The 19,825-nt window shown below is 50.8% G+C and carries 15 protein-coding genes; 8 read left to right on the top strand and 7 right to left on the bottom strand.

Annotated features, from left to right (window positions below; genetic code table 11):
* The first annotated feature begins 74 nt into the window (after positions 1 to 74).
* The 8 genes from QZJ86_RS00245 to QZJ86_RS00210 all read left to right on the top strand — a co-directional run bounded on the left by QZJ86_RS00245 (position 75) and on the right by QZJ86_RS00210 (position 11,680).
* Entirely contained in the window at positions 75 to 3,134 is a 3,060-nt protein-coding gene (locus QZJ86_RS00245; protein WP_301935674.1) for a helicase-related protein, read from the top strand.
* 49 nt (positions 3,135 to 3,183) lie between these two features.
* Positions 3,184 to 6,618 carry a type ISP restriction/modification enzyme gene (locus tag QZJ86_RS00240; RefSeq protein ID WP_301935673.1) on the top strand — a complete coding sequence of 1,145 codons (3,435 nt, stop codon included), beginning with the start codon at positions 3,184 to 3,186 and terminating at the stop codon, positions 6,616 to 6,618.
* On the top strand, positions 6,615 to 7,505 hold the full coding sequence (locus QZJ86_RS00235) for a DUF3800 domain-containing protein (RefSeq protein ID WP_301935672.1): 891 nt from the start codon (positions 6,615 to 6,617) through the stop codon (positions 7,503 to 7,505). The genes QZJ86_RS00240 and QZJ86_RS00235 overlap by 4 nt, the downstream gene beginning before the upstream one ends.
* A 152-nt stretch (positions 7,506 to 7,657) precedes the next feature.
* Positions 7,658 to 8,527 carry a 4-hydroxybenzoate octaprenyltransferase gene (ubiA, locus tag QZJ86_RS00230; RefSeq protein WP_301935671.1) on the top strand — a complete coding sequence of 290 codons (870 nt, stop codon included), beginning with the start codon at positions 7,658 to 7,660 and terminating at the stop codon, positions 8,525 to 8,527.
* A 198-nt stretch (positions 8,528 to 8,725) separates the two neighbouring features.
* Positions 8,726 to 9,670 carry an IS110 family RNA-guided transposase gene (locus QZJ86_RS00225; protein WP_301938965.1) on the top strand — a complete coding sequence of 315 codons (945 nt, stop codon included), beginning with the start codon at positions 8,726 to 8,728 and terminating at the stop codon, positions 9,668 to 9,670.
* 71 nt (positions 9,671 to 9,741) lie between these two features.
* Positions 9,742 to 10,191 carry a nucleoside deaminase gene (locus tag QZJ86_RS00220; protein WP_301935670.1) on the top strand — a complete coding sequence of 150 codons (450 nt, stop codon included), beginning with the start codon at positions 9,742 to 9,744 and terminating at the stop codon, positions 10,189 to 10,191.
* Positions 10,192 to 10,470: 279 nt separating this feature from the next.
* A complete protein-coding gene (locus tag QZJ86_RS00215) occupies positions 10,471 to 11,118 on the top strand; it encodes a glutathione S-transferase family protein (RefSeq protein ID WP_301935669.1) in 648 nt (215 codons plus the stop codon).
* A 172-nt stretch (positions 11,119 to 11,290) separates the two neighbouring features.
* Positions 11,291 to 11,680, top strand: a complete 390-nt coding sequence (locus QZJ86_RS00210) for a hypothetical protein (RefSeq protein WP_301935668.1) — start codon at positions 11,291 to 11,293, stop codon at positions 11,678 to 11,680.
* Positions 11,681 to 11,831: 151 nt separating this feature from the next.
* Here the strand turns inward: QZJ86_RS00210 and QZJ86_RS00205 are convergent, their stop codons facing one another.
* From QZJ86_RS00205 to QZJ86_RS00175, 7 genes are all read right to left on the bottom strand, one after another.
* Positions 11,832 to 12,113, bottom strand: coding sequence for an antibiotic biosynthesis monooxygenase (locus tag QZJ86_RS00205; RefSeq protein ID WP_301935667.1), 282 nt, complete (start codon positions 12,111 to 12,113; stop codon positions 11,832 to 11,834).
* Between the two features lie 59 nt (positions 12,114 to 12,172).
* Positions 12,173 to 12,514, bottom strand: a complete 342-nt coding sequence (locus QZJ86_RS00200; protein ID WP_301935666.1) for an antibiotic biosynthesis monooxygenase family protein — start codon at positions 12,512 to 12,514, stop codon at positions 12,173 to 12,175.
* On the bottom strand, positions 12,514 to 13,056 hold the full coding sequence (locus QZJ86_RS00195; RefSeq protein ID WP_301935665.1) for a DinB family protein: 543 nt from the start codon (positions 13,054 to 13,056) through the stop codon (positions 12,514 to 12,516). Before QZJ86_RS00195 ends, QZJ86_RS00200 begins: the two co-directional genes overlap by 1 nt.
* A gap of 195 nt (positions 13,057 to 13,251) precedes the next feature.
* Positions 13,252 to 14,247, bottom strand: coding sequence for an alpha/beta hydrolase (locus tag QZJ86_RS00190; RefSeq protein ID WP_301935664.1), 996 nt, complete (start codon positions 14,245 to 14,247; stop codon positions 13,252 to 13,254).
* Positions 14,248 to 14,417: 170 nt separating this feature from the next.
* Positions 14,418 to 15,212: a ParB/RepB/Spo0J family partition protein gene (locus QZJ86_RS00185; protein ID WP_301935663.1), complete on the bottom strand. Its 795-nt coding sequence runs from the start codon at positions 15,210 to 15,212 to the stop codon at positions 14,418 to 14,420.
* 187 nt (positions 15,213 to 15,399) lie between these two features.
* Positions 15,400 to 16,713 carry a TolC family protein gene (locus QZJ86_RS00180; protein WP_301935662.1) on the bottom strand — a complete coding sequence of 438 codons (1,314 nt, stop codon included), beginning with the start codon at positions 16,711 to 16,713 and terminating at the stop codon, positions 15,400 to 15,402.
* The gene (locus QZJ86_RS00175) at positions 16,710 to 19,817 is read right to left on the bottom strand and encodes an efflux RND transporter permease subunit (RefSeq protein ID WP_301935661.1); all 3,108 of its coding nucleotides are present in this window, start codon (positions 19,815 to 19,817) and stop codon (positions 16,710 to 16,712) included. The genes QZJ86_RS00180 and QZJ86_RS00175 overlap by 4 nt, the downstream gene beginning before the upstream one ends.
* Positions 19,818 to 19,825 lie beyond the last annotated feature (8 nt).

Here is a 19,825-nt window from a genome sequence, read left to right as displayed (position 1 = left end):
AACTTTTCATTGTCGATAACAGCGATTCCGACTGGAAAGTTTGCTCCTACCTTTCAGAATGGTGTCAATTGTCCATGTCGGTGGACATTGCAACCGGCTATTTCGAAATTGGCGCGTTACTTAGCTTGAACGACGCATGGCAATCGGTTGATAAGATTCGTATCTTAATGGGTGACGAAGTTTCGTACCGGACAAAACGTGCATTCACAGAGGGCTTAAAAAAAATCCATGAACGCCTTGATTTAAGCGTTGAAACTGAAAAGATCAAAAATGACTTTCTACAAGGCGTCCCAGCAATTGTTGATGCTATTCACAGTGGCAAAATTCAATGTCGCGTCTATCGAAAAGACAAATTTCACGCCAAAGCTTACATCACACATGGTCGCGCTGCTGTTGTCGGTTCGTTTGCGTTGGTCGGATCATCAAACTTTACTTACCCCGGACTGACAGACAATGTTGAGCTAAATATTCAGGTCACTGGCTCCCCAGTTGGAATACTACAAGACTGGTATGAAAGACATTGGGAAGAAGCCGAAGACATTACTCCAGATATTTTACAAACCTTACAAAGGCATACCCGAGATTACACGCCATTTGAGATTTGGTTCAAGGCTCTCGACGAGTTTTTGAAAGGACGTGAATTAACGCCTGATTTATGGGATACCCAGGAATCCAAAATATTTAAATTACTAGATAAATATCAACAAGATGCCTATCGAAATCTAGTCCAAATCGCTAATACCAACAACGGTGCATTTCTATGTGATGGTGTAGGTTTAGGTAAAACCTACGTCGGATTAATGTTGCTAGAACGCATGATAGCTAGAGAGGGAAAGCGCGTGGTGTTATTCGCGCCTAAAGCGGCTCGTGAAGATGTATGGGAACGAGTAATTCATCGTCATCTCCCCAATCTAAACAGCGGTTTCGTCAACTTTTTGTTGTTCAATCACACAGACTTACAACGTAAGGGCAAATGGCCCAGAGATTTAGCCATGACCCTGAAAGATGCCGACGTTGTTATCATTGATGAAGCCCATCACTTCCGAAACGCTGGTATCAAGGGCGAAGGTGACAAAGAGCCATCCCGCTATCGAAAACTGCAAGAGTATCTACATTCGGGTGATCGTCCCAAGCAAGTTTTTTTCCTTACTGCAACCCCGGTCAATAACTCAATCCACGATTTTCGAAGAATGATTGAATTATTTACTAACGGTAATGAACAGTACTTTGCTCCAACATTGGGCATTCACAGTTTACGCTCTCACTTCATACAGCTAGAAAAGCGTATCCTTGGGGGCAAATCGACAAATGCACCTTTAGAACTAGAGTTCGGTCCTGAAATCCTAGACGCGGAAAACACGCTAAGAAGCGATATTGTTTTTGACTCACTAGTTGTCCAGCGTAGCCGCGCTTATGTTAAAGCAAGCCAAAAGCAACACGGGGCAAGTGAAGCCTTATTTCCGGAACGACAAGCCCCAAAGTTGGCTGCCTACAACCTCAAAGTCACCTACGGAAAGTTGCTGGATAGCGTGGCCAAAGCATTTAGTAAAGATAAACCACTGTTTGTTCTCAGCATTTATTATCCATTGGCTTATTGGAAGGGTGATAAAGACGATCCTGCATTTAAGTCATTCGATGAAGGTCGGCAAAAACAAGTTGTAACACTGATTAGAACTCTTTTTCTTAAGCGGTTTGAGAGTTCGTCCAAAGCATTTGAAGGCTCCTGCTGGCGTTTACTACAAAAACTCTTTGCTTGGGTTTCCGTCCACGCGGAATCATCCCATAACAAACGTAGGTTAGAACGCTGGCAAATTAAACATGCCGATATCATCGGTTATGTCCAAGCCCACCAGCTTGAATTGTGGCCGGATGAACCTGACGATGATCAAGTTGAGGATTTTCTGACAGAAGACATTTTGAATTCAGTTGAAAAGCTCAGCGCCGAAGAGTTCGACATCAGTTCTATCATGGACGATACCTTGGACGATATGAACCAGCTTGCGGAATTTCTCAGCTTGGTGTCAGAAGTCAAGCCAGCCCGAGACGATAAACTCAAGGCACTTATTAAACTGCTCAAAACCGATAAAGCATTAAAGAATCAAAAAGTCATTCTATTTACCGAGTTTTCTGATACTGCACGCTATCTCGAACAAGAGCTAATCAATGCGAAACTCAACGGCATTCACCGCATAGACGGCAGTAGTTCGCAAAAACAGCGAAGTGACGTTATTCGTCGTTTCTCCCCCTATTACAACGAATCCAGTTCTGTTGAACTCGAGGCGGAGGGCAAAGCAGAAATTCGCATTCTAATTACCACCGATGTATTGTCAGAAGGTTTAAACCTTCAGGACGCAACTCGTTTAATCAATTACGACTTACACTGGAATCCAGTCCGCTTGATGCAACGTATTGGCCGTGTAGATCGACGTATGAATCCTGATACCGAAGCAAGATTGCTTGCAGATCATCCGGAATTAAAGGGCCAACGTGGTCATATTATTTATTGGAATTTTCTACCGCCCGATGAACTGGACGAGTTGTTACGTTTGTTCCAGCGAGTAACCAGCAAAACCTTGGTTATTTCTCGCACTCTCGGCGTTGAAGGCCGCAAACTATTGACCCCAGATGATGAATTCGATCCAATCAAAGAACTCAACGAACAATGCGACGGTAATCTATCGGATTCCGAACAACTCAGATTGGAATATAACAATCTTATAAAGGATCAACCCGAACTTGCGTCAACAGTTTCGCGTATGCCCTTGAAAATTTTCTCTGGCAAAGCCGTGCCACAATTAAACGCCCGTGCCGTATTTTTTTGTTATCGGATTCCCAGACCGGATTCGTTATTGGTAGAAACGGATTCGGGTGATTTGCGTTGGTCGGACACTGCTGGTCTCACCATCTGGGTTTGCTACGATTTAGAGCAAAAACGCGTATTAACCGAACCCGGAGCCATTGCCCGTTTTATTCGTTCGGAACCACATACGCCAAGGAACTGCGTTATTGCTCATAAAGACCTTTCCGAGTTGCGTAAGAAAGTGGAAAAGCAACTTACCGTTGATTACTTAAAGCCATTGCAAGCGCCGTTGGGTGTTTCACCCATTTTAAAATGCTGGCTAGAGCTGAATTAACCTCTGCCCAAATCTAATCAATAATACTAAGCAAATTTAGGACTGCACCATGCACAACACCGTTGAGCTTCGCGCCATTCGTACCTTCGAGGATTTAATCCGTTATCTCGAAGACCAACTTGATTGGCCATTACAGGAATACGGCTTTGAAGAGTTGACTTTCGAATATTCGCCCGAGGAACTAGGCATAAAAGCAAGCGATGCCGCTAAGATAAGCCAGATTCACCAACTACGTCCTCTATATAGCGGCCAGCCCTGGGGGATTTTCTTTGTTGAGTTTGAGAGCAAAAAACTGCCTGTGGTGGTACTGCGCCGCATCCTCAGTCACTTGGTGGTTAAAAAGCGTGCCTCCGCCAATAAAAGTACATCTGCAGTTTGGAATACACAGGATTTGTTATTCATTTCTGCCTTTGGCGAAGAAAACAGCGACCAACGCGAAATTGCTTTTGCTCACTTTCATCAAGAGCCCGGAGATTTACCCAGTTTGCGAGTGCTGGGCTGGGATGGTGCGGACACACCCTTGAAATTGAACCATCTGGATAAGGTTCTGCATGATCATTTACGTTGGCCGGATAAACCAAATGATCAAACTACTTGGCGAAAACAATGGCAGCAACCCTTTCGCCATCGTATTGGCCATATCATCCGCACTGCCGACGCCTTAGCCGAAGTGCTGGCGCAACTCGCACGCAATATCCGCGACCGTGCCCAAACTATGTTGGCCGCAGAAGCGGAAAATGGCCCACTGCGAACTTTACATAAAGCCTTTCAAACCTCGCTGATTCACGATCTTACCGAAGAAAGCTTTGCCGATACCTATGCTCAAACTATTACCTATGGATTGCTAACCGCCGCAATTTCCCGGACAGATAAAAGCGGTGGGCGGTACGACACCGTGTTGCTGGCAGAAAATATCACCGATATGGTGCCGGTCACCAATCCATTCCTTAAAGAAATGCTGCAAACCTTTCTTAAAGTGGGAGGGCGCAAAGGCGGCATCGACTTTGACGAACTGGGGATTCAGGATGTCGTAGAGCTACTGCGTGGTGCAGAAACTGACTTACCTGCCATCTTGCGGGATTTTGGCAACCGCACCCGTGGTGAAGATCCCGTCATACATTTTTACGAGCATTTCCTGACAGCCTACAACAAAAAGCTAAAAGTACAGCGTGGCGTGTTCTATACCCCGCAACCAGTGGTGTCGTATATCGTTCGCAGTGTGCATGAATTGTTGCAAACAGAATTCGGATTGGCGGAAGGATTGGCTTCCACCAGTACCTGGGCGGAAATGAAGCATGTTAATCCAGCAATACAAATCCCTGAAGATACCGATCCTGACTCGCCTTTCGTCGTCATTCTCGACCCAGCTACAGGCACTGCAACCTTTCTGGTCGAAGTAATTGATCTGATTTTCCGTACCCTAAACGATAAATGGCGCAAACAAGGGCTCAATGAAAGACAACGCGAAGCGGCTTGGAATGACTACATACCCAAGCATTTATTACCTCGCTTGTATGGCTATGAGTTAATGATGGCTCCTTATGCCATCGCCCATATGAAAATTGGCCTGAAGCTATTTGAAACCGGCTATCGTTTCGGCAGCGACGAACGTGCACGAGTTTTCTTAACCAATGCACTCGAACCCGCAAGTGATAAAAAACAAACAGAAATAGAAGAGTTTGTTCCGGCGTTGGCTCATGAGTCAAAAGCGGTCAATGAGGTTAAACGTGAGCAACGGTTTACACTGGTTATTGGCAATCCTCCCTATTCGGGACATTCGATCAATAATCAAGCACTTGAAATCGTTGAGCGTATCCACGATTACAAACGGGGCTACCCAGAACTACAAAAGCCCGGTCAAGGTAAATGGCTTCAAAACGATTACGTTAAATTTATCCGCCTAGCTGAAATGCGTATTTCAGAGTCTGGCCTTGGTATTCTAGGCTTTATTACCGATCACTCATATCTGGATAACCCAACTTTCAAAGGAATGCGTTGCCATCTATTGGCATCTTTTCCCAAAATTCGCATTGTTGATTTACATGGAAATAGTAAAAAAATGGAAAAAACTCCTGAAGGTGATAAAGACGAAAACGTCTTCGATATTACCCAAGGAACTTCTATTGGCCTTTTCTTAAGAATGACGGATAGTAAAATTGATGTTCGTTACCAGGACATCTGGGGTAAACGTGAAGCTAAGTATCGCAATTTGGGTAATATTGATACTCCAACACCGCACTGGGAAATTCTAACTCCTGTAGAACCTTTCCATCTGTTTCGTCCCCAAAATACCCATGCTCTGGTTGAATATAATGCCTGTTGGTCTTTGCCAAAAATTTTTGCCGTAAACGGTGATCCTGCACCAGGTGTTGTTACCACTCATGACCAATTTGCTATTTCCTGGAGCAGAGAGGAAGCAATATTTAAAATAGAACAATTTTTAAATACAAGTAGCGAATCCGACGCACGAGAATACTGGCAACTTTGCACCCAAAGCCAATGGAATTACGAAAAAGCCAAACGTGAGTTAAAAGAAGGCGAATGGAAAAAACATTTGGTAACAATTGATTACCGACCATTTACTTCAAGAATAACGATTTTTGACTCCAATGTGGCAGTTCATAGGAGACTTAGAGTAAGTAGCCATATGCTGCCGGGCGATAACCTCGCTTTATGTAGTTGCCGCCAGTTGGCTCAACTACCTTGGCACCATGCTTTTCTGGCAAATACAGTTGTTGATGATTCTTTTGTTTCAAACAAAACAAAGGAGCGTACTTATATCTTCCCTCTTTGGCTCTATAGCAATCCAGAAAATAAAGATAATTTTGAAGACAACCATCTGCTTGACTTACCAAGGCGATATTCAAATCTTGCAGGCAACTTTATCAGTGCACTGCGGACGACTCTGAGTCATTCCTTTGCTGAATGGCAACCAGAAAAGTCCGCTACTGAACTGAGTGCAGAAAACATATTCAAATATATTTATGCAGTACTCTTTAGTCCCGGTTATCGTAGTCGTTACTCCGAATTTCTAAAAATTGATTTTCCTCGAATCCCCTTGCCTGGTTCGATTGATGTGTTCCAAAAACTTTCCAAACTCGGAGATGAGCTAGTTTATCTGCATTTACTTGAATCAAATAAGGTCAGTCATTTCATCACCCAATACTCAGGTTTTGGTGATAACAGCGTATCCAAAAAACCCATCTATAAAGGCGGTGCAATATGGATTAACTCTAACCAGTGTTTTGAAAACGTACCCGAAGCAGTTTGGAGTTTTCATATTGGTTGTTACAAGGTTTGCGAAAAATGGCTAAAAGACCGCAAAGGTCGTGTTTTGAGTGAGGAAGATATAGTTCATTACCAAAAAATCATCGTTTCCCTGCATGAAACCATTCGGTTGATGAATGAAATCGATGCCGTAATTGATGAGCATGGCGGCTGGCCGGACGCATTCCATGCCGATAGCTCCCAGGAAAGTGCATGACACAAGCCATTGAAACCGATGTTTTGTCTATTTTCGTGGATGAAGCAGGCGACCCAACCCTGTTCGGCGGGCGCCATGGCAAACCGATAGTTGGAACACAGGGATGCTCACGCTATTTCATCATGGGCAAACTTGAGGTAGAAAATCCTCAGCTACTCGCGGATAAACTGAAGGCTTTGCAGACGGAGCTACTCGCCGATCCTTATTTCGCCGGTGTGGAATCCTTTAAGCCTGAGCGCAAAAAAACAGCTCACGCCTTTCATGCTAAAGACGATTTACCAGAGGTACGGTATCGGGTTTACAGCCTACTGCGTAACGAAGGCGCTTCACTGCGTTTTCATGCAGTAGCATGTGACAAGCAAGCTTTACTTGAGCGGGAAACGGCCAAACGCTTATCAGATAGCCTTTATCGCTATCAGCCTAATGCGCTTTACGATTCGTTGGTTCGTTCGTTGTTTTCAAAGTTTCACCGCCTTGCCGATGCTTACCATCTCTGTATTGCTCGGCGTGGACATAAGGATAGAAATCATGCGCTAACCCAGGCCATCGAACATGCTGAACGAGACTTCGAAGACAATTTTGGTTTTTCCCGTGGTGGCACGGATGTTTGGAATATTACTGTCTCGGACCCCGGAACCGAAGCCTGTCTACAAGCAGTGGACTATTTTCTATGGGCTCTGCAGCGTATTTACGAGGTACGTTTACATTCTGAAACAGGTTTGGAGCTGCCGAGAGAGGATCGCTATTTGAACTTACTATGGCCACAAATGGCTGAGATTCATGATCTGGATTTTGGCCCGGAACGAGGTACGTTTTTTAACAAGATCCATCCTTTGACACTGGAAACCCGCTTCGAGCAAGGGAAGCAGAAAAAGAAAAAGCCGTGAATATAGGAGCCTTTACAGACCCTCACGGCACGGGGCCGAATTTTGTTCACAGCTTAAGTAAAGTTTAATTCAATGATCCAGAAATGCCAACAAAATTGTTATTTTAACTGTCATTGTTATCCATCCAAATACCGGTAAGTAAGATTTAATACATGCCATCAATTAACATAAAAGACCGCCTCCACCAATACTGGCTCCTGGCCCGCTTCGATAAACCTATCGGCATCTTCATATTGCTGTGGCCGACGCTGTGGGCCTTGTGGATTGCCGGCGATGGCAAACCCGACCCGCTGGTGTTGACGGTTTTCGTGTTGGGCGTGGTGTTGATGCGCGCCGCCGGCTGCGTGATCAACGATTATGCCGACAAGGATTTCGATCCGCATGTCGACCGAACCAAGTTGCGGCCCATCGCCGCCGGCAAGGTTAAGCCTAAGGAAGCATTGATTGTGTTTGCCGTACTGTGTCTGACTGCGTTCGGATTGGTGTTGCTGATGAATTGGTACACCATCGGCTTGTCGTTTATCGGTGCGTTTCTGGCGGCCAGTTACCCGTTCATGAAACGTTTTACCCATCTGCCGCAGGCTTATTTGGGCGCGGCGTTCGGTTTTGCGGTGCCGATGGCGTTTGCCGCGCAAACCAACGAAATCCCCTTAGTCGGCTGGATTCTGTATCTGGCGGTGCTGCTGTGGGCGCTGGTCTACGACACCATGTATGCGATGGTGGATATCGACGACGATTTGAAAATCGGCGTCAAATCCACGGCGATTCTGTTCGGCAAGCGGGTGCGGGAAATTACCGCCGGCCTGCAAGTTATCATTCTGGGTCTGTTGATCACGGTTGGCTTCATGCAATATTTAAGCTGGCCGTATTACGCTGGCTTGGCCGTCGCTGCCGGGCTGTCAATTTACCAGCAAACGCTGATTTTCCATTTCGACAAACCCAAGTGCTTCAAGGCTTTTTTGAATAACAACTGGTTCGGGCTGGCGGTGTTTATCGGGATCGTGCTGGCTTATTGGATCTAATTTCCCCCCTCACCCTAGCCCTTGTATGTTATGTGAGAACGATCCATAAAGGTTTTGAAGAAAGATAGGTCGTTAACCCTCGAAGTCGAAACATCGAGCTTGTGGGAGAGTCTGGATCGTCTTTCTTCATTTGTTGTCAGAGCCCGAACAGTTGCAGGGGCATCAATCCGAATTTTTACAAGGTGGGGCGCGTACAACGTGAATAAAGAAGAATTTTTTGCTGGAATCGACGTATCCAAGAGCCATTTGGATTTAGGTTTGAACCCGTCAGGACAATTTGAACGGTTCCATAATGACGAAACCGGGGTTGCTGGCTTGGTTGCCTCGCTGGAACGGGTTCGACCGGCGTTAATCGTCGTTGAAGCGACCGGTGGGCTAGAAATGTTGGTCGTTGCTGCTTTGCGAGTGGCAGGATTGCCGATAGCCGTGGTTAATGCCCGGCAAGTGCGCGACTTTGCTAAAGCGACCGGCAGGTTGGCAAAAACAGACAAGTTGGATGCTTTGGTGCTCGCGCATTTTGCCCAAGCCGTTCGGCCCGCCATCCGTGAAGGCAGAACCGATGCCGAGCAAGAATTGGTGGAACAGGTGGCACGCAGACGGCAGCTCGTCGACATGCGTGCCCAGGAAAAAGCCCGCTTATCGATGGCCGGTGCTCGACAAAAGGTCAGCATCAAAGAGCACATCGCTTGGCTGGATGAGCGCATCTCAGACCTGGACGATGACTTAAAAGCCACCTTGAAAGCATCGGATATTTGGAAAGAACGGGTCGATTTACTGCAAAGCGCACCGGGCGTGGGCCCGGTCACGATGTTGACCTTACTGTCATATTTACCCGAATTGGGTCGATTGAACCGACGTGAAATTGCGGCCTTAGCGGGCTTGGCGCCGTTTAATCGGGATAGCGGTTTCCAGCGAGGATACCGCATGATCTGGGGCGGTCGTGCGGAAGTGCGCTCCGTCCTGTATATGGCGACTTTATCGGCGGTACGAGGCAACAATGCGATCGCCTCGTTCCATAAACGATTGGTTGAAAAAGGGAAGCCCGCCAAGGTCGCTTTAACAGCTTCTATGCGTAAGCTACTCACCATTCTTAACTCTATGATGAAACAAAATAAACACTGGTCATGCCCTCAAAATGCTTGACTCTAAACACAGTTGCTCTCCCGGAGGGAGAGGGGATTTTTTGGCATACTTAGTCAATTTTAGGATTTGCGATGAACTATACCGAGATGCTGGCCGTGGCGTTTGCCGAGGCTAAAGCCGGATTTGATGAGGGCGGCGTGCCGGTCGGCGCGGCCCTATTCGATGCCGATGGCAACTTGTTGGGCCGTGGCCGCAATCGGCGGGTGCAAGACAACGACCCTTCGGTACACGGCGAAACCGACGCGTTCCGCAAGGCCGGCCGGCAAACCAATTACCGCGACAAGATTCTGGTGACGACTTTGGCGCCCTGCTGGTATTGCTCCGGATTGATCCGGCAATTCAATATCGGCACGCTGGTGGTCGGCGAATCGGTCAACTTCGAGGGCCATCTGGATTGGCTAAAACAAGCCGGCGTCAAAGTCGTCGAGTTAAACGACGCGGCTTGCATCGAATTGATGCGGCGCTTCATCGAACAATCGCCGCAAATTTGGTTCGAGGATATCGGCGAAGCCTGTTGCTAGAGCAAGCGCCTTACCACCATCTAGCTTTTTCAAAACGCACTATTCGCCGCGTGGCGTTTTAGCTATCTAGCCTGCGAACGCCACATCGAAAAGCAGTCCTGCAAGATGATTCGACAATTATCGCTATAACGCTTAACAAGCACTTGAACCCTACCGTGGGATACGGCTATAGTCAGCGGCCAAACCGTCCATAATGCGCTGCCGCTGACTTTTTAGTTGCGGCGGCATTGATACGAAGTCATTATCTAAACACATCGCTTTCCAAAGGAGTTTCCGCTCATGAGTCTGGCTTTAGTCATCGGTAACAAAAATTATTCTTCCTGGTCTTTCCGGCCTTGGTTATTTTTGAAATATCACGACATCGCATTTGAGGAAATCAGAATCCCTTTATACCGCGAGGATTCCAAACCTAAGCTGCTGCAATATTCGCCCACCGGTAAAGTGCCGGTATTGCTGGACGGCGAACTCAAGGTTTGGGATTCGCTGGCGATTTTGGAATATCTGGCCGAGCGCTTTCCACAAACTCAAGGCTGGCCGGAAGACTTTGCGGAACGAGCCGCCGCTCGCTCATTGGCGGCCGAGATGCATTCCGGTTTTACCGCGCTACGCACTTACTGCGGGATGAACTGCCGCCGGCTGCCCACAGCCAAACCGCTACCCGAAGCCGTGCAGCCTGACATAGAACGCATCGGTCAAATCTGGCAACAATACCGCCAACAGCATCACCAAAACGGCCCCTGGCTATTCGGCCGATTTACGATCGTCGATGCCATGTTCGCGCCGGTGGCCCTGCGTTTTCACAGCTATCAACTCGCCACCAATACCGAGGCCCAAGCTTATGTCTACACAGTGTTGGCCTGCCCCGCCGTCAATACCTGGATCGAGGCCGGCAAGCTGGAAAGCGAAGTGATTTTGGCGTTCGAGTAAGCGCCCGCGATCGGGTGTTTGCCTAGTAGCGGCATTTTTGACGGCCTCATTTCCACGCTCGACATCGCCCAGGCAACGATCCCTTAATTTTGCCTGGGTAATTTAAGGATACTTTGCGCGAACCTGAGCGTAGAATGATTTTCTCGATATTAATAATAAGAAGGGGGGAGTCATGAAAAAATCAAATTTGGCCGCTATCGTATTGGGCTTATCGGTATTTTCCGGCCTGACTTTGGCGGATATTCCACTGCAATCCAATGACGAGGTGCAAGGTAGCTGGAAGCTGGAATACACCAAAAAATCGGTCAGCACCACCGAAACCATCAAACGCGAAGATACCTGGACGTTTAAAGACGGCAAAGTCACCATCACCCATATTCCCCGCGAAGGGACTTTTTACGACCAATCCCCGGTCGGTTACGAAATAGAAGGCGGTAAATTAAAAATTGCCATTCTAGGTAGACCCGATAAATTCGACGTGTTTTCGCTGTTGGAAAAAAGCGATAAATCGATGAGCTTAAAAGGCAAGTTCGGCGACGTTTATAAATTTAATAAAAACTAAAATCCCAATGCCGCTTTAATTCGGCTTGTAAACGATTAGGGTGGCAAGCAATTTTTGGTTTCCATCTCCCCGGTGTAAACGCCCCGGGGTTGGAAACCAATATCCAACCGGCTCGCCGTCGGCGGCAGCCTGCCAAGGCGAATAAGCCGCGTTACAGCACGCCATGCTCAAGCTGCCGGAGATACATAAACGCCGGCGCCTTGACACCTGCCTTTTTTCTGATTTCCACCAGCTCCGGCGACTCGAAAAAGCGCCTCGCGCTGTCCAGCGAGGACCATTGCGAAAAATGGACAATGTTGTTGGCCTCGTTGGCGTCGCGCAGCAATCGATAACTGATTTCGCCGGCATTCTTTCTGATATCCGCCGCTTGGTCGAAAATTGCCTTCCAGGCTGGGTAGGCTTCGACTTCGTGAATAATTAACACATACTGCATGGACTCTCCCATTACTGCTAATCGAAAACAATACCCAGACAAACGCGATACGCGACTGGCTAGGTAGATGACATGCCGTATGTCTGCTCGACCTTGGCGATACGCAGTTCGAAATGTTCGTACCAGCGGGTTTTACCTAGCCGCTGCGCGGCCAAATGTTCGCTGTTGGCTTTCCAATTTGAAATCGCCTCCAAGGACTGCCAATATGAAACGGTAATGCCAAAGCCATCTTCGCCGCGCGCGCTATCTTCGCCCAAAAACCCAGGTTGCCGGGCGGCAAGCTCGAGCATGGCCTTGGCCGTGCCGGCGTAGCCTTCGTCGCCAGACGTCCGCAGCGAGGAAAAGATCACCGCATAGTACGGCGGTTCGGGGGTGTTGGCGAATCCGGGATGGATCGTCATTAAGCAACTGCCTCATCAGGGATAAGCACCAGCAAGTCGGTTACGCCCACATCAACACCCAATTGCGATAGCAGCGTGGTCGCTTGGCCGCGATGGTGAGTTTGATGATTAAAAAAATGCATGACTAAACCGAACAAGCGTTTGTCCGCAGCAATGCCCTTCATGCTGTTATAGTGCAAGACGTGGTCCAAATCGGCTTCGACCAGCGAAGCGGCCCAATCGCTAATCACACTGTCGAGCAAATTGCGATACTCAGACAGTGGTTGTATATCCGGAAACAGTATTTGATCCAGGCTGACCGGACTGGGGAGCGATCGTATCGGCTCCAACGCCGCGTGACAGCTCGGATGGGTTGCAAAGCGCTTCAGCCAAATGGTATCGGCAACGACTAAATGGTTTAGCGTGCCAATAATCGAGCCGAAAAATGCGCCCCGATTTGCCGACAGCTCGTCCTCGGTTAAACGGCCGGCCGCGTCGTAAAGCTTGCGGTTCATCCAGGTATTGTAAGCGGCCATCAGGCCGATATGATCGATACGGTTCACGGTTATATTCCCTTGTAATGACTAACTCTTATGATAATGGGCCTTGGATTAATAATCCTGCCGTTGTTATCGCCCGCATAACGCTTACCGGCGATAATTCGAATTAAATGCAAGCAGGCACGACAGTGGTGTTTGTTTGAGCCCGAAACCGCTCCAGTCATAGCATCGCAGCTAGGTCACTCAGGCTTAGCGAGACTATCCACTAGTTAACAACAATTGCCGCGCCCGGTTATCGGCGCCCGACGGCAGCTGGCCGGGGCTGGCACCAATCCAGGCGACTATGTCTTTCCAGGCGGTAGGGGCTTGCACGTCGCGCAGCAGCATGTGATAGCCCTGCTGATAGATGGCCACGGTTTTTTCCGCCGCGTCCGTCGCCAGCATTTGTTGCAAGAATGTGTAGGTCGGCTCTTTGGGGATGACTTCGTCTTTCTCGCCGTACAGCATCAGGGTATTGGCGTGTAATGAAGTAGCGCTGTCATATGCCGCATCCATTAAATCGGTCAGGCCATATACCGTTTCCACTCGCGTCCCCTTGATCACCAAGGGATCGCGGCCCATGGCGCGCAGCATGTCGATATTATCGGATGCCACAACGCCCAGGCCACTGCCGGTCAAAGTCAACCACGGCAAGCTATGCGCCAACGTCCACAGCAAACTGGTTTGATACCAGGGCATGGTCGATCTTGCCCACAGGGCCGGCGCGGCCAGAATGATACCGGCGACCTCCGGCATATCCGTTTGCTGCATCGCCGTGATCACGATCGCGCCGCCCATACTTTCGCCGAGCAGATAAATCGGCTGTTTTGGGTAGCGCTGTTTCAGTAAGCGAGTTAAGTCTTTTAAATCCTTGGCATAGGCTTCGTTGCCAGCCCACAGGCCGCGCTGCGGCGCTGCGCCGAAACCGCGCTGGTCATAAGCGAAACAGGCAATGCCCTGCTGACTGAAATAAGCGCCCGGTAAATCGAAGAAACGGCTGTAATCGTTAAAGCCGTGCAGCGCGATCATCACCGCATGCGGTTCCTGGTTCGGCAACCAACGACGCAACGGCAAGCTGGCGCCGTCTTCGGTCAGAAAGGCATTCTCGCTCAGTTGCGCGGCGTTGGTCTTGGCGCCGGGCGGATAGGTCATGGGCATGCAAGCGCTTTGCAAAATGACCAATAAAGTGGCGATTAGCTTGTACTGGAGTTTCATTCTATTAAATTCACTGCATCTGGAATGAGATTCCTTGCCTACGGATTATCCCGCCAACAAGCGACCAAAATTCAAAGTCTCCGACCCCAAAAATTAAAAAATGTTCAGATCCAGCGCATCTTAGCCCCAGCCAGTTGACGGCTTCGTGACAATCCGCTGCGTCCAACCGGCTATTCCTCTTCCCACAAGATCGGAAACGCCTTACGCACTCGATCGATATTTTCTTGATCGACGTTTTTGCCGCGCAGAGTCAGCACCAGCGCGTAAAGATCCTGAGTGCTGACCTTGAAGGTACGTTTTGGATCGGCGTTCAACGAACTCGACAGTCGCTTGAGCGTGGTTTGGAACGGCAAGGGTTTCACGACCGCTTGAGCCGGCCGCGACAGTTCGCTCTCGATAATGGCTTTTTCGTTGCCGGCCGGCGCTTGTAGTGCTTTGCGCAAGATTTCCCGCGCCCTGGCCCAGGACAATTCGCCATTCGCCAATTTTTCGCGCATCGCTTCGGTGGTCAACGGCGCGTAGCGAACGATGTCGTCTATCCAGCTGACGCTTTTGTCGAAAAATTCGGCGATGCGTTCCTTGGACCAATTGGCGTTGTTCAGATAGATCACGGTCTGGAAATAATCGGTGATGCGAGTGTCGACCCGGTCGGAATTCAATTTCAGATTCAAGGCCTTGATTTCGTCAGGATCGCCGGTGACGATCCTGACATCGACCCGATCAAAATAACCGGGGTTTGCCCGGCGGATACCCTGAATTGCCTCCATGCGATGAAAGCCGCCAACCAGATAATATTCCTTACTGTTGCGTTCCCACACCACCAACGGCTCGAACAAGCCGTTAGCGATAATGTCTTTTTCAAGGTGCGCGACCTTGGCCCGATCCAGGTCTCGATGATTGGTCAAGGTATGGTGGAATTCGATTTGCTCGATAGCTAAATATTCGTAGCGCTTGGTGGCCAGCATAAGTCCTCCGTGGACAGGAAACATCAAAAGGGATCGATCAGCGATACAGCCGATGGCTAGAGATAGTAACGCCGGAGGCTGGACCGCACAACGCCTTTTGCCAAGCCAAGCTCAGCGGGGAGAAAACAGGCCCTCGCATCCCGGACACAATCGGTGAACGACGGTTATTGCCCCACCGGTTTAACGACTACCGATCTTTCACAGCGTCGGTTTCAACCGTATTTATCAATAAGCCGGATTCGCGCAATGCCTCCAGTTCGGCTTCTATTTCCGCTTGCATCAAATCCAGATGGGTCAGTCGAGTTTCGGTGCGGGAGCGCGAAGCATCGAGCAATTCCAACAAACTGCCCTTGCCCAAGCGATAGCTGGCTTCGCCCATATTCTTCAAATCGGTCAGTTTTTCGACGACATTTTTTTCAAAATTCGCGCGGGTTTCGCGACGGCGGCCCAACAGATCGACAGCCCGCTCCAGGCCGCTACGAATCCGAGCCATGGTCAATTCCCGCTCTAGAAGCGCCGACTGCTTTTCGCTGGCCGCGCGCGCCATGCCGCCTTGGCCACGGTCGAAAATCGGCAAATCCACGGACACGCCGGCAAAACTGGTATTGCCATAAGGTTTGTCGGTGAAGACCGAGCCTACCTGAAACGACGGCACCGGCCAGCGTTCGCGCCGGGCGCGTTCCAGGCCGGCATCCGCGGCGACTTCCCCACGGCGGGCAGCCTCCAGATCGGGATTCATGCGTTCGGCCTCCGCCCAAAGCTTTTCGGTATCGGCCGGCACATTCAGATAACTCAGAGTCCCCAAGGCTTGCGGCTTCCAACCGGATAGCCCCAGCAACACGCCTAGCTCGCCGGCCGTGGCCGATACATCGTTGCGAACGGTTTCCAAGCGGGTTTGCAGGCTCTTAGCTTCCAGTTCGATACGCAGCAAATCGTAAGGGCTGGCATTACCGGCCTGTGCGCGTCCGGAAACGATCTCGGTGAGATGCTGCATGTAATGGGCAGTCTCGTCGAGAACGACGGCCCGCTGCTGATTCGCCAGTTGTTTAACGAACAAGGTCCAGACGCTGTGAACCAAACGGGCATATTCGGCCTCGATATCCGCCTCGGTGGCTGCCACTCTTTTTTCCGCCGCTTCGACTCGGGCGCCGTGTTGCCCGGCAATCAACACCGGCAGTTCCAAAGTAACTTGTTGCTGCACGTTGCCGTCATACATGGTGTTGTGTTGCGTCAGCAGGTCGTAGCGGCCATAGCTGATCTTGGGATTCGGCAGCACACCGGCCGCTACCACTTCGGCGTTGGCCGCTTCGATACGTTGTCGCAACGCGGCGTATCGAGGGCTTTTTTCTCGGGTGATGTCCAACAACTGGCGTACGGTTACCGCTTCGGGAAGCGCAACGGCGTCGTCCGCAGCAGCCGGTGAAAAATCGGCAAGCCCCCACAAAAGCAATAGCGGCAATCCCAACAAAATGGGACGCTTCTTCAAATAATCATTTTTCATACGGAATCCTCCGACAATTCATCGGCTTCTTCCGGCGTGATCAGCCGTTTGGGAGTGATGTAGGAATAGATGACCGGCAGCACCAACATCGCCACAAAGAAGGTGGTGAACATGCCGCCGACGATCACCACGGCGAAAGGTTGCTGCGTTTCGCTGCCGATGCCTGTGGAAACCGCCATCGGTAACAGGCCGAGCAAGGCCAGCATGGACGCCATCAACACCGGCCGTAAGCGTTCGGTGGCGCCGCCGAGGATGGCCTCGGTCAATGATAAGCCTTGATGGCGGCGCGCTTCCGTTGCGCTCAATACCAGCAGGCCCATCAGAGACACCTGCCCCAACAGCGCAATGAAACCAATGGCCGCGCTCACCGACAGGGAGATGCCGGAAGCCAGCAGCAAGAATACGCCGCCGGACATCGCAAACGGCGCGCACAATAAAATCGCCATCGCGCTGCGTGCCGATTGCAGCGCGGCGTATAACAAACCGAGCACGATCAATACGGCTATCGGCACCACGACGCCTAGACGCCCCATCGCCCGCTGCTGGTTCTCGAATTCGCCGCCCCACACCAGGAAATGGCCTTCGGGAAGCTCGATCTTGTCTTCGACCGCCGCCATTGCGTCGTGCACCACGGAACCTAAGTCGCGATTCTCGACGTTAAACTTCAGCGCCAGGAAACGGCGGTTCGCTTCGCGCTCGATCGAGGTTCTGCCACGTTCGGTCGGCATATCGGCGACTTCCCGCAACGGAATCCGGGCACCGGTCGGCGTCGGCAGCACCAAGCTGGCGATTTGCTCGGTATCACTATGTTCGGTGATCGGCAAGATCACCCGCACCGGCACCGGCCGTTCGTCTTGCCAAAGCTCGGTGACGACTTTGCCGGCCAACCCGGTTTCGATGGTGTCCTGGGCGGCATCGACGGTAATGCCCTGCCGCGCCAACGCGTTTCGATCCAGTTTGATTTGCAATTGCGGCACGATGGATTCGCGATACAGATCCAGATCAATGACGCCGGGAATGTCTTTTAGCCGGGTTTTAGCCTGTTCCAGCGTATCGCGCATTTTTTCCAGATCGGTGCCGTAAATCTTCAACACCACCTTGCCGCGCACGCCGCTGACGGCCTCTTCGACATTGTCCTTGATCGGTTGCGAGAAATTGAATCGCACGCCAGGAATCGCCAGCAGGGATTCGCGCATCGCGTCCACCAACTTTTCCTTATGCCAGCCGGGCCGCCATTGATCGTGCGGTTTAAGATGCACGAAGGTTTCGCTCATATTCACGCCTTCGTTGTCGGTGCCATCCTCGGAGCGCCCTTGCTGGCTAAGAATCCCTTTGACTTCCGGAAAGCGCAGCAAGCGTTCGCGCATGTCCAGCAAAATATCCTGGCCCTTGGCCAACGCGATGCTGGCCGGCATTTCCACGAACACATGCACATCGCCTTCATCCAGTTCCGGTAGAAATTCGCTCCCCAATTTTCCGCCCGCGAGTGTGGCGGTCAGCAACAGGACGGCCGCAGCCGCCAGCGTGGCGCCCCGCCGATCAAGCGCCAATCTCAGCACCCGGCCATAGGCGTTCCGCAATGTCACCAAAAAACGCGGTTCTTCGATCATGGCGTGTTTAGGCTGAATCCAGGCCGCGCATAAAGCCGGCACCAGCGTCAGCGCAAACACCAGACCGCCGACCAGCGCAAAACTGTATGTCAACGCCAACGGCCGAAAGATGCGGCCTTCGACACGTTCCAGGGTAAACACCGGCAGCAGCGCGGCGATGATGATCAGCATCGCAAAGAAAGTCGGTTTGGCTACGTCGAAAGCCGCGCGTACGATCAGGTGCACCATTTCCCGATGGTTTTTGGGATGTTGGTGAGTGGCCTGATGAATCACGTTTTCGACCAGCACCACCGCGCCATCCAGAATGATGCCGAAGTCGATGGCGCCCATCGAGATCAGGTTGGCGGGCAGACCCAACTGGTACAACCCGGCAAACGCCACCAACAGCGAGAGCGGTATCACGGCGGCGACAATCAACGAGCCGCGGATACTGCGCAGAAATAGCCATACCACGCCCACCACCAGCAGAAAACCGTGCAACAAATTGTCGTAGACGGTATGCAGCGTGCTGTCCACAAGTTGGGTGCGATCCAGGAACGGCACCAACTTCATGCCGGCCGGCAGGATGCGGGTATTCAGTTCCTCGACTTTTGCGTGAACGTCCGCCAGTACCCGCGAAGGATTTTGGCCTCGGCGCAATAGCACGATGCCTTCCACCGCTTCTTTTTGACCATCCACGCCTACCGATCCCTGACGCGGCGTATAGGCTTGCACCAGCCGGGACACATCGCCCACCGTCACCGGCGTGCCGCCTTCGCTTTTCAAGACGATTTTTTTCACGTCTTCCGGCGAGCTCAGATAACCGACGCCACGGATCACGATTTGTTGATCGCCATGGCGCAGGAAGCCGGCGCCGACATTGCGATTCGAGCTGGCGATGGCTTGATTGACTTCGTCCAGCGTCAGGCCAAAGGAATCCAATCTGACCGGATCGATCTCGACATAGATTTCCTTGTAGTAACCGCCAAACGTCAACACATCGGCGACACCCTGCACTTGTCTTAGCACGCGGGAAACGTTCCATTCCATCTCGGAACGCAGCTCGTATAGCGTATGGCGGTCGCTGGTGACGGTGAACTTATAGATTTCCCCCAGCGGCGTGTAATCCGGCGCCAGTACCGGCTGAACGGATTCCGGCAGTTCGGCGCCGGACATGCGTTCGGAAATCAGGGTGCGCGAATGAAAACTGTCGACATCGTCCTGGAAGGTAATCGTCACCAAGGACAGGCCGAACAAGCTTTGGCTGCGCATTTGCAACATGCCTGGCGTACCATTCAGCACACGTTCGAGAGGAACGGTGACTTGCCGCTCCACCTCTTCCGGAGCATAACCGGGCATCAGACTGATCACGGTAACCTGGGTATTGGTGACATCCGGATAGGCCTCGATCGGCGTTTCCAGATAAGCGTGAACGCCGAACAGCGCGATCAAGCAGGTCACCACGATGGCGGCCACCCGTCGGTGCACGCAATATTCAATCAGTATTCTCAGCATGGCCTCGC

This window comes from Methylomonas montana, assembly GCF_030490285.1.
Lineage (GTDB): Bacteria > Pseudomonadota > Gammaproteobacteria > Methylococcales > Methylomonadaceae > Methylomonas > Methylomonas montana.
This window is presented reverse-complemented; position numbering and strand designations above follow the sequence as displayed.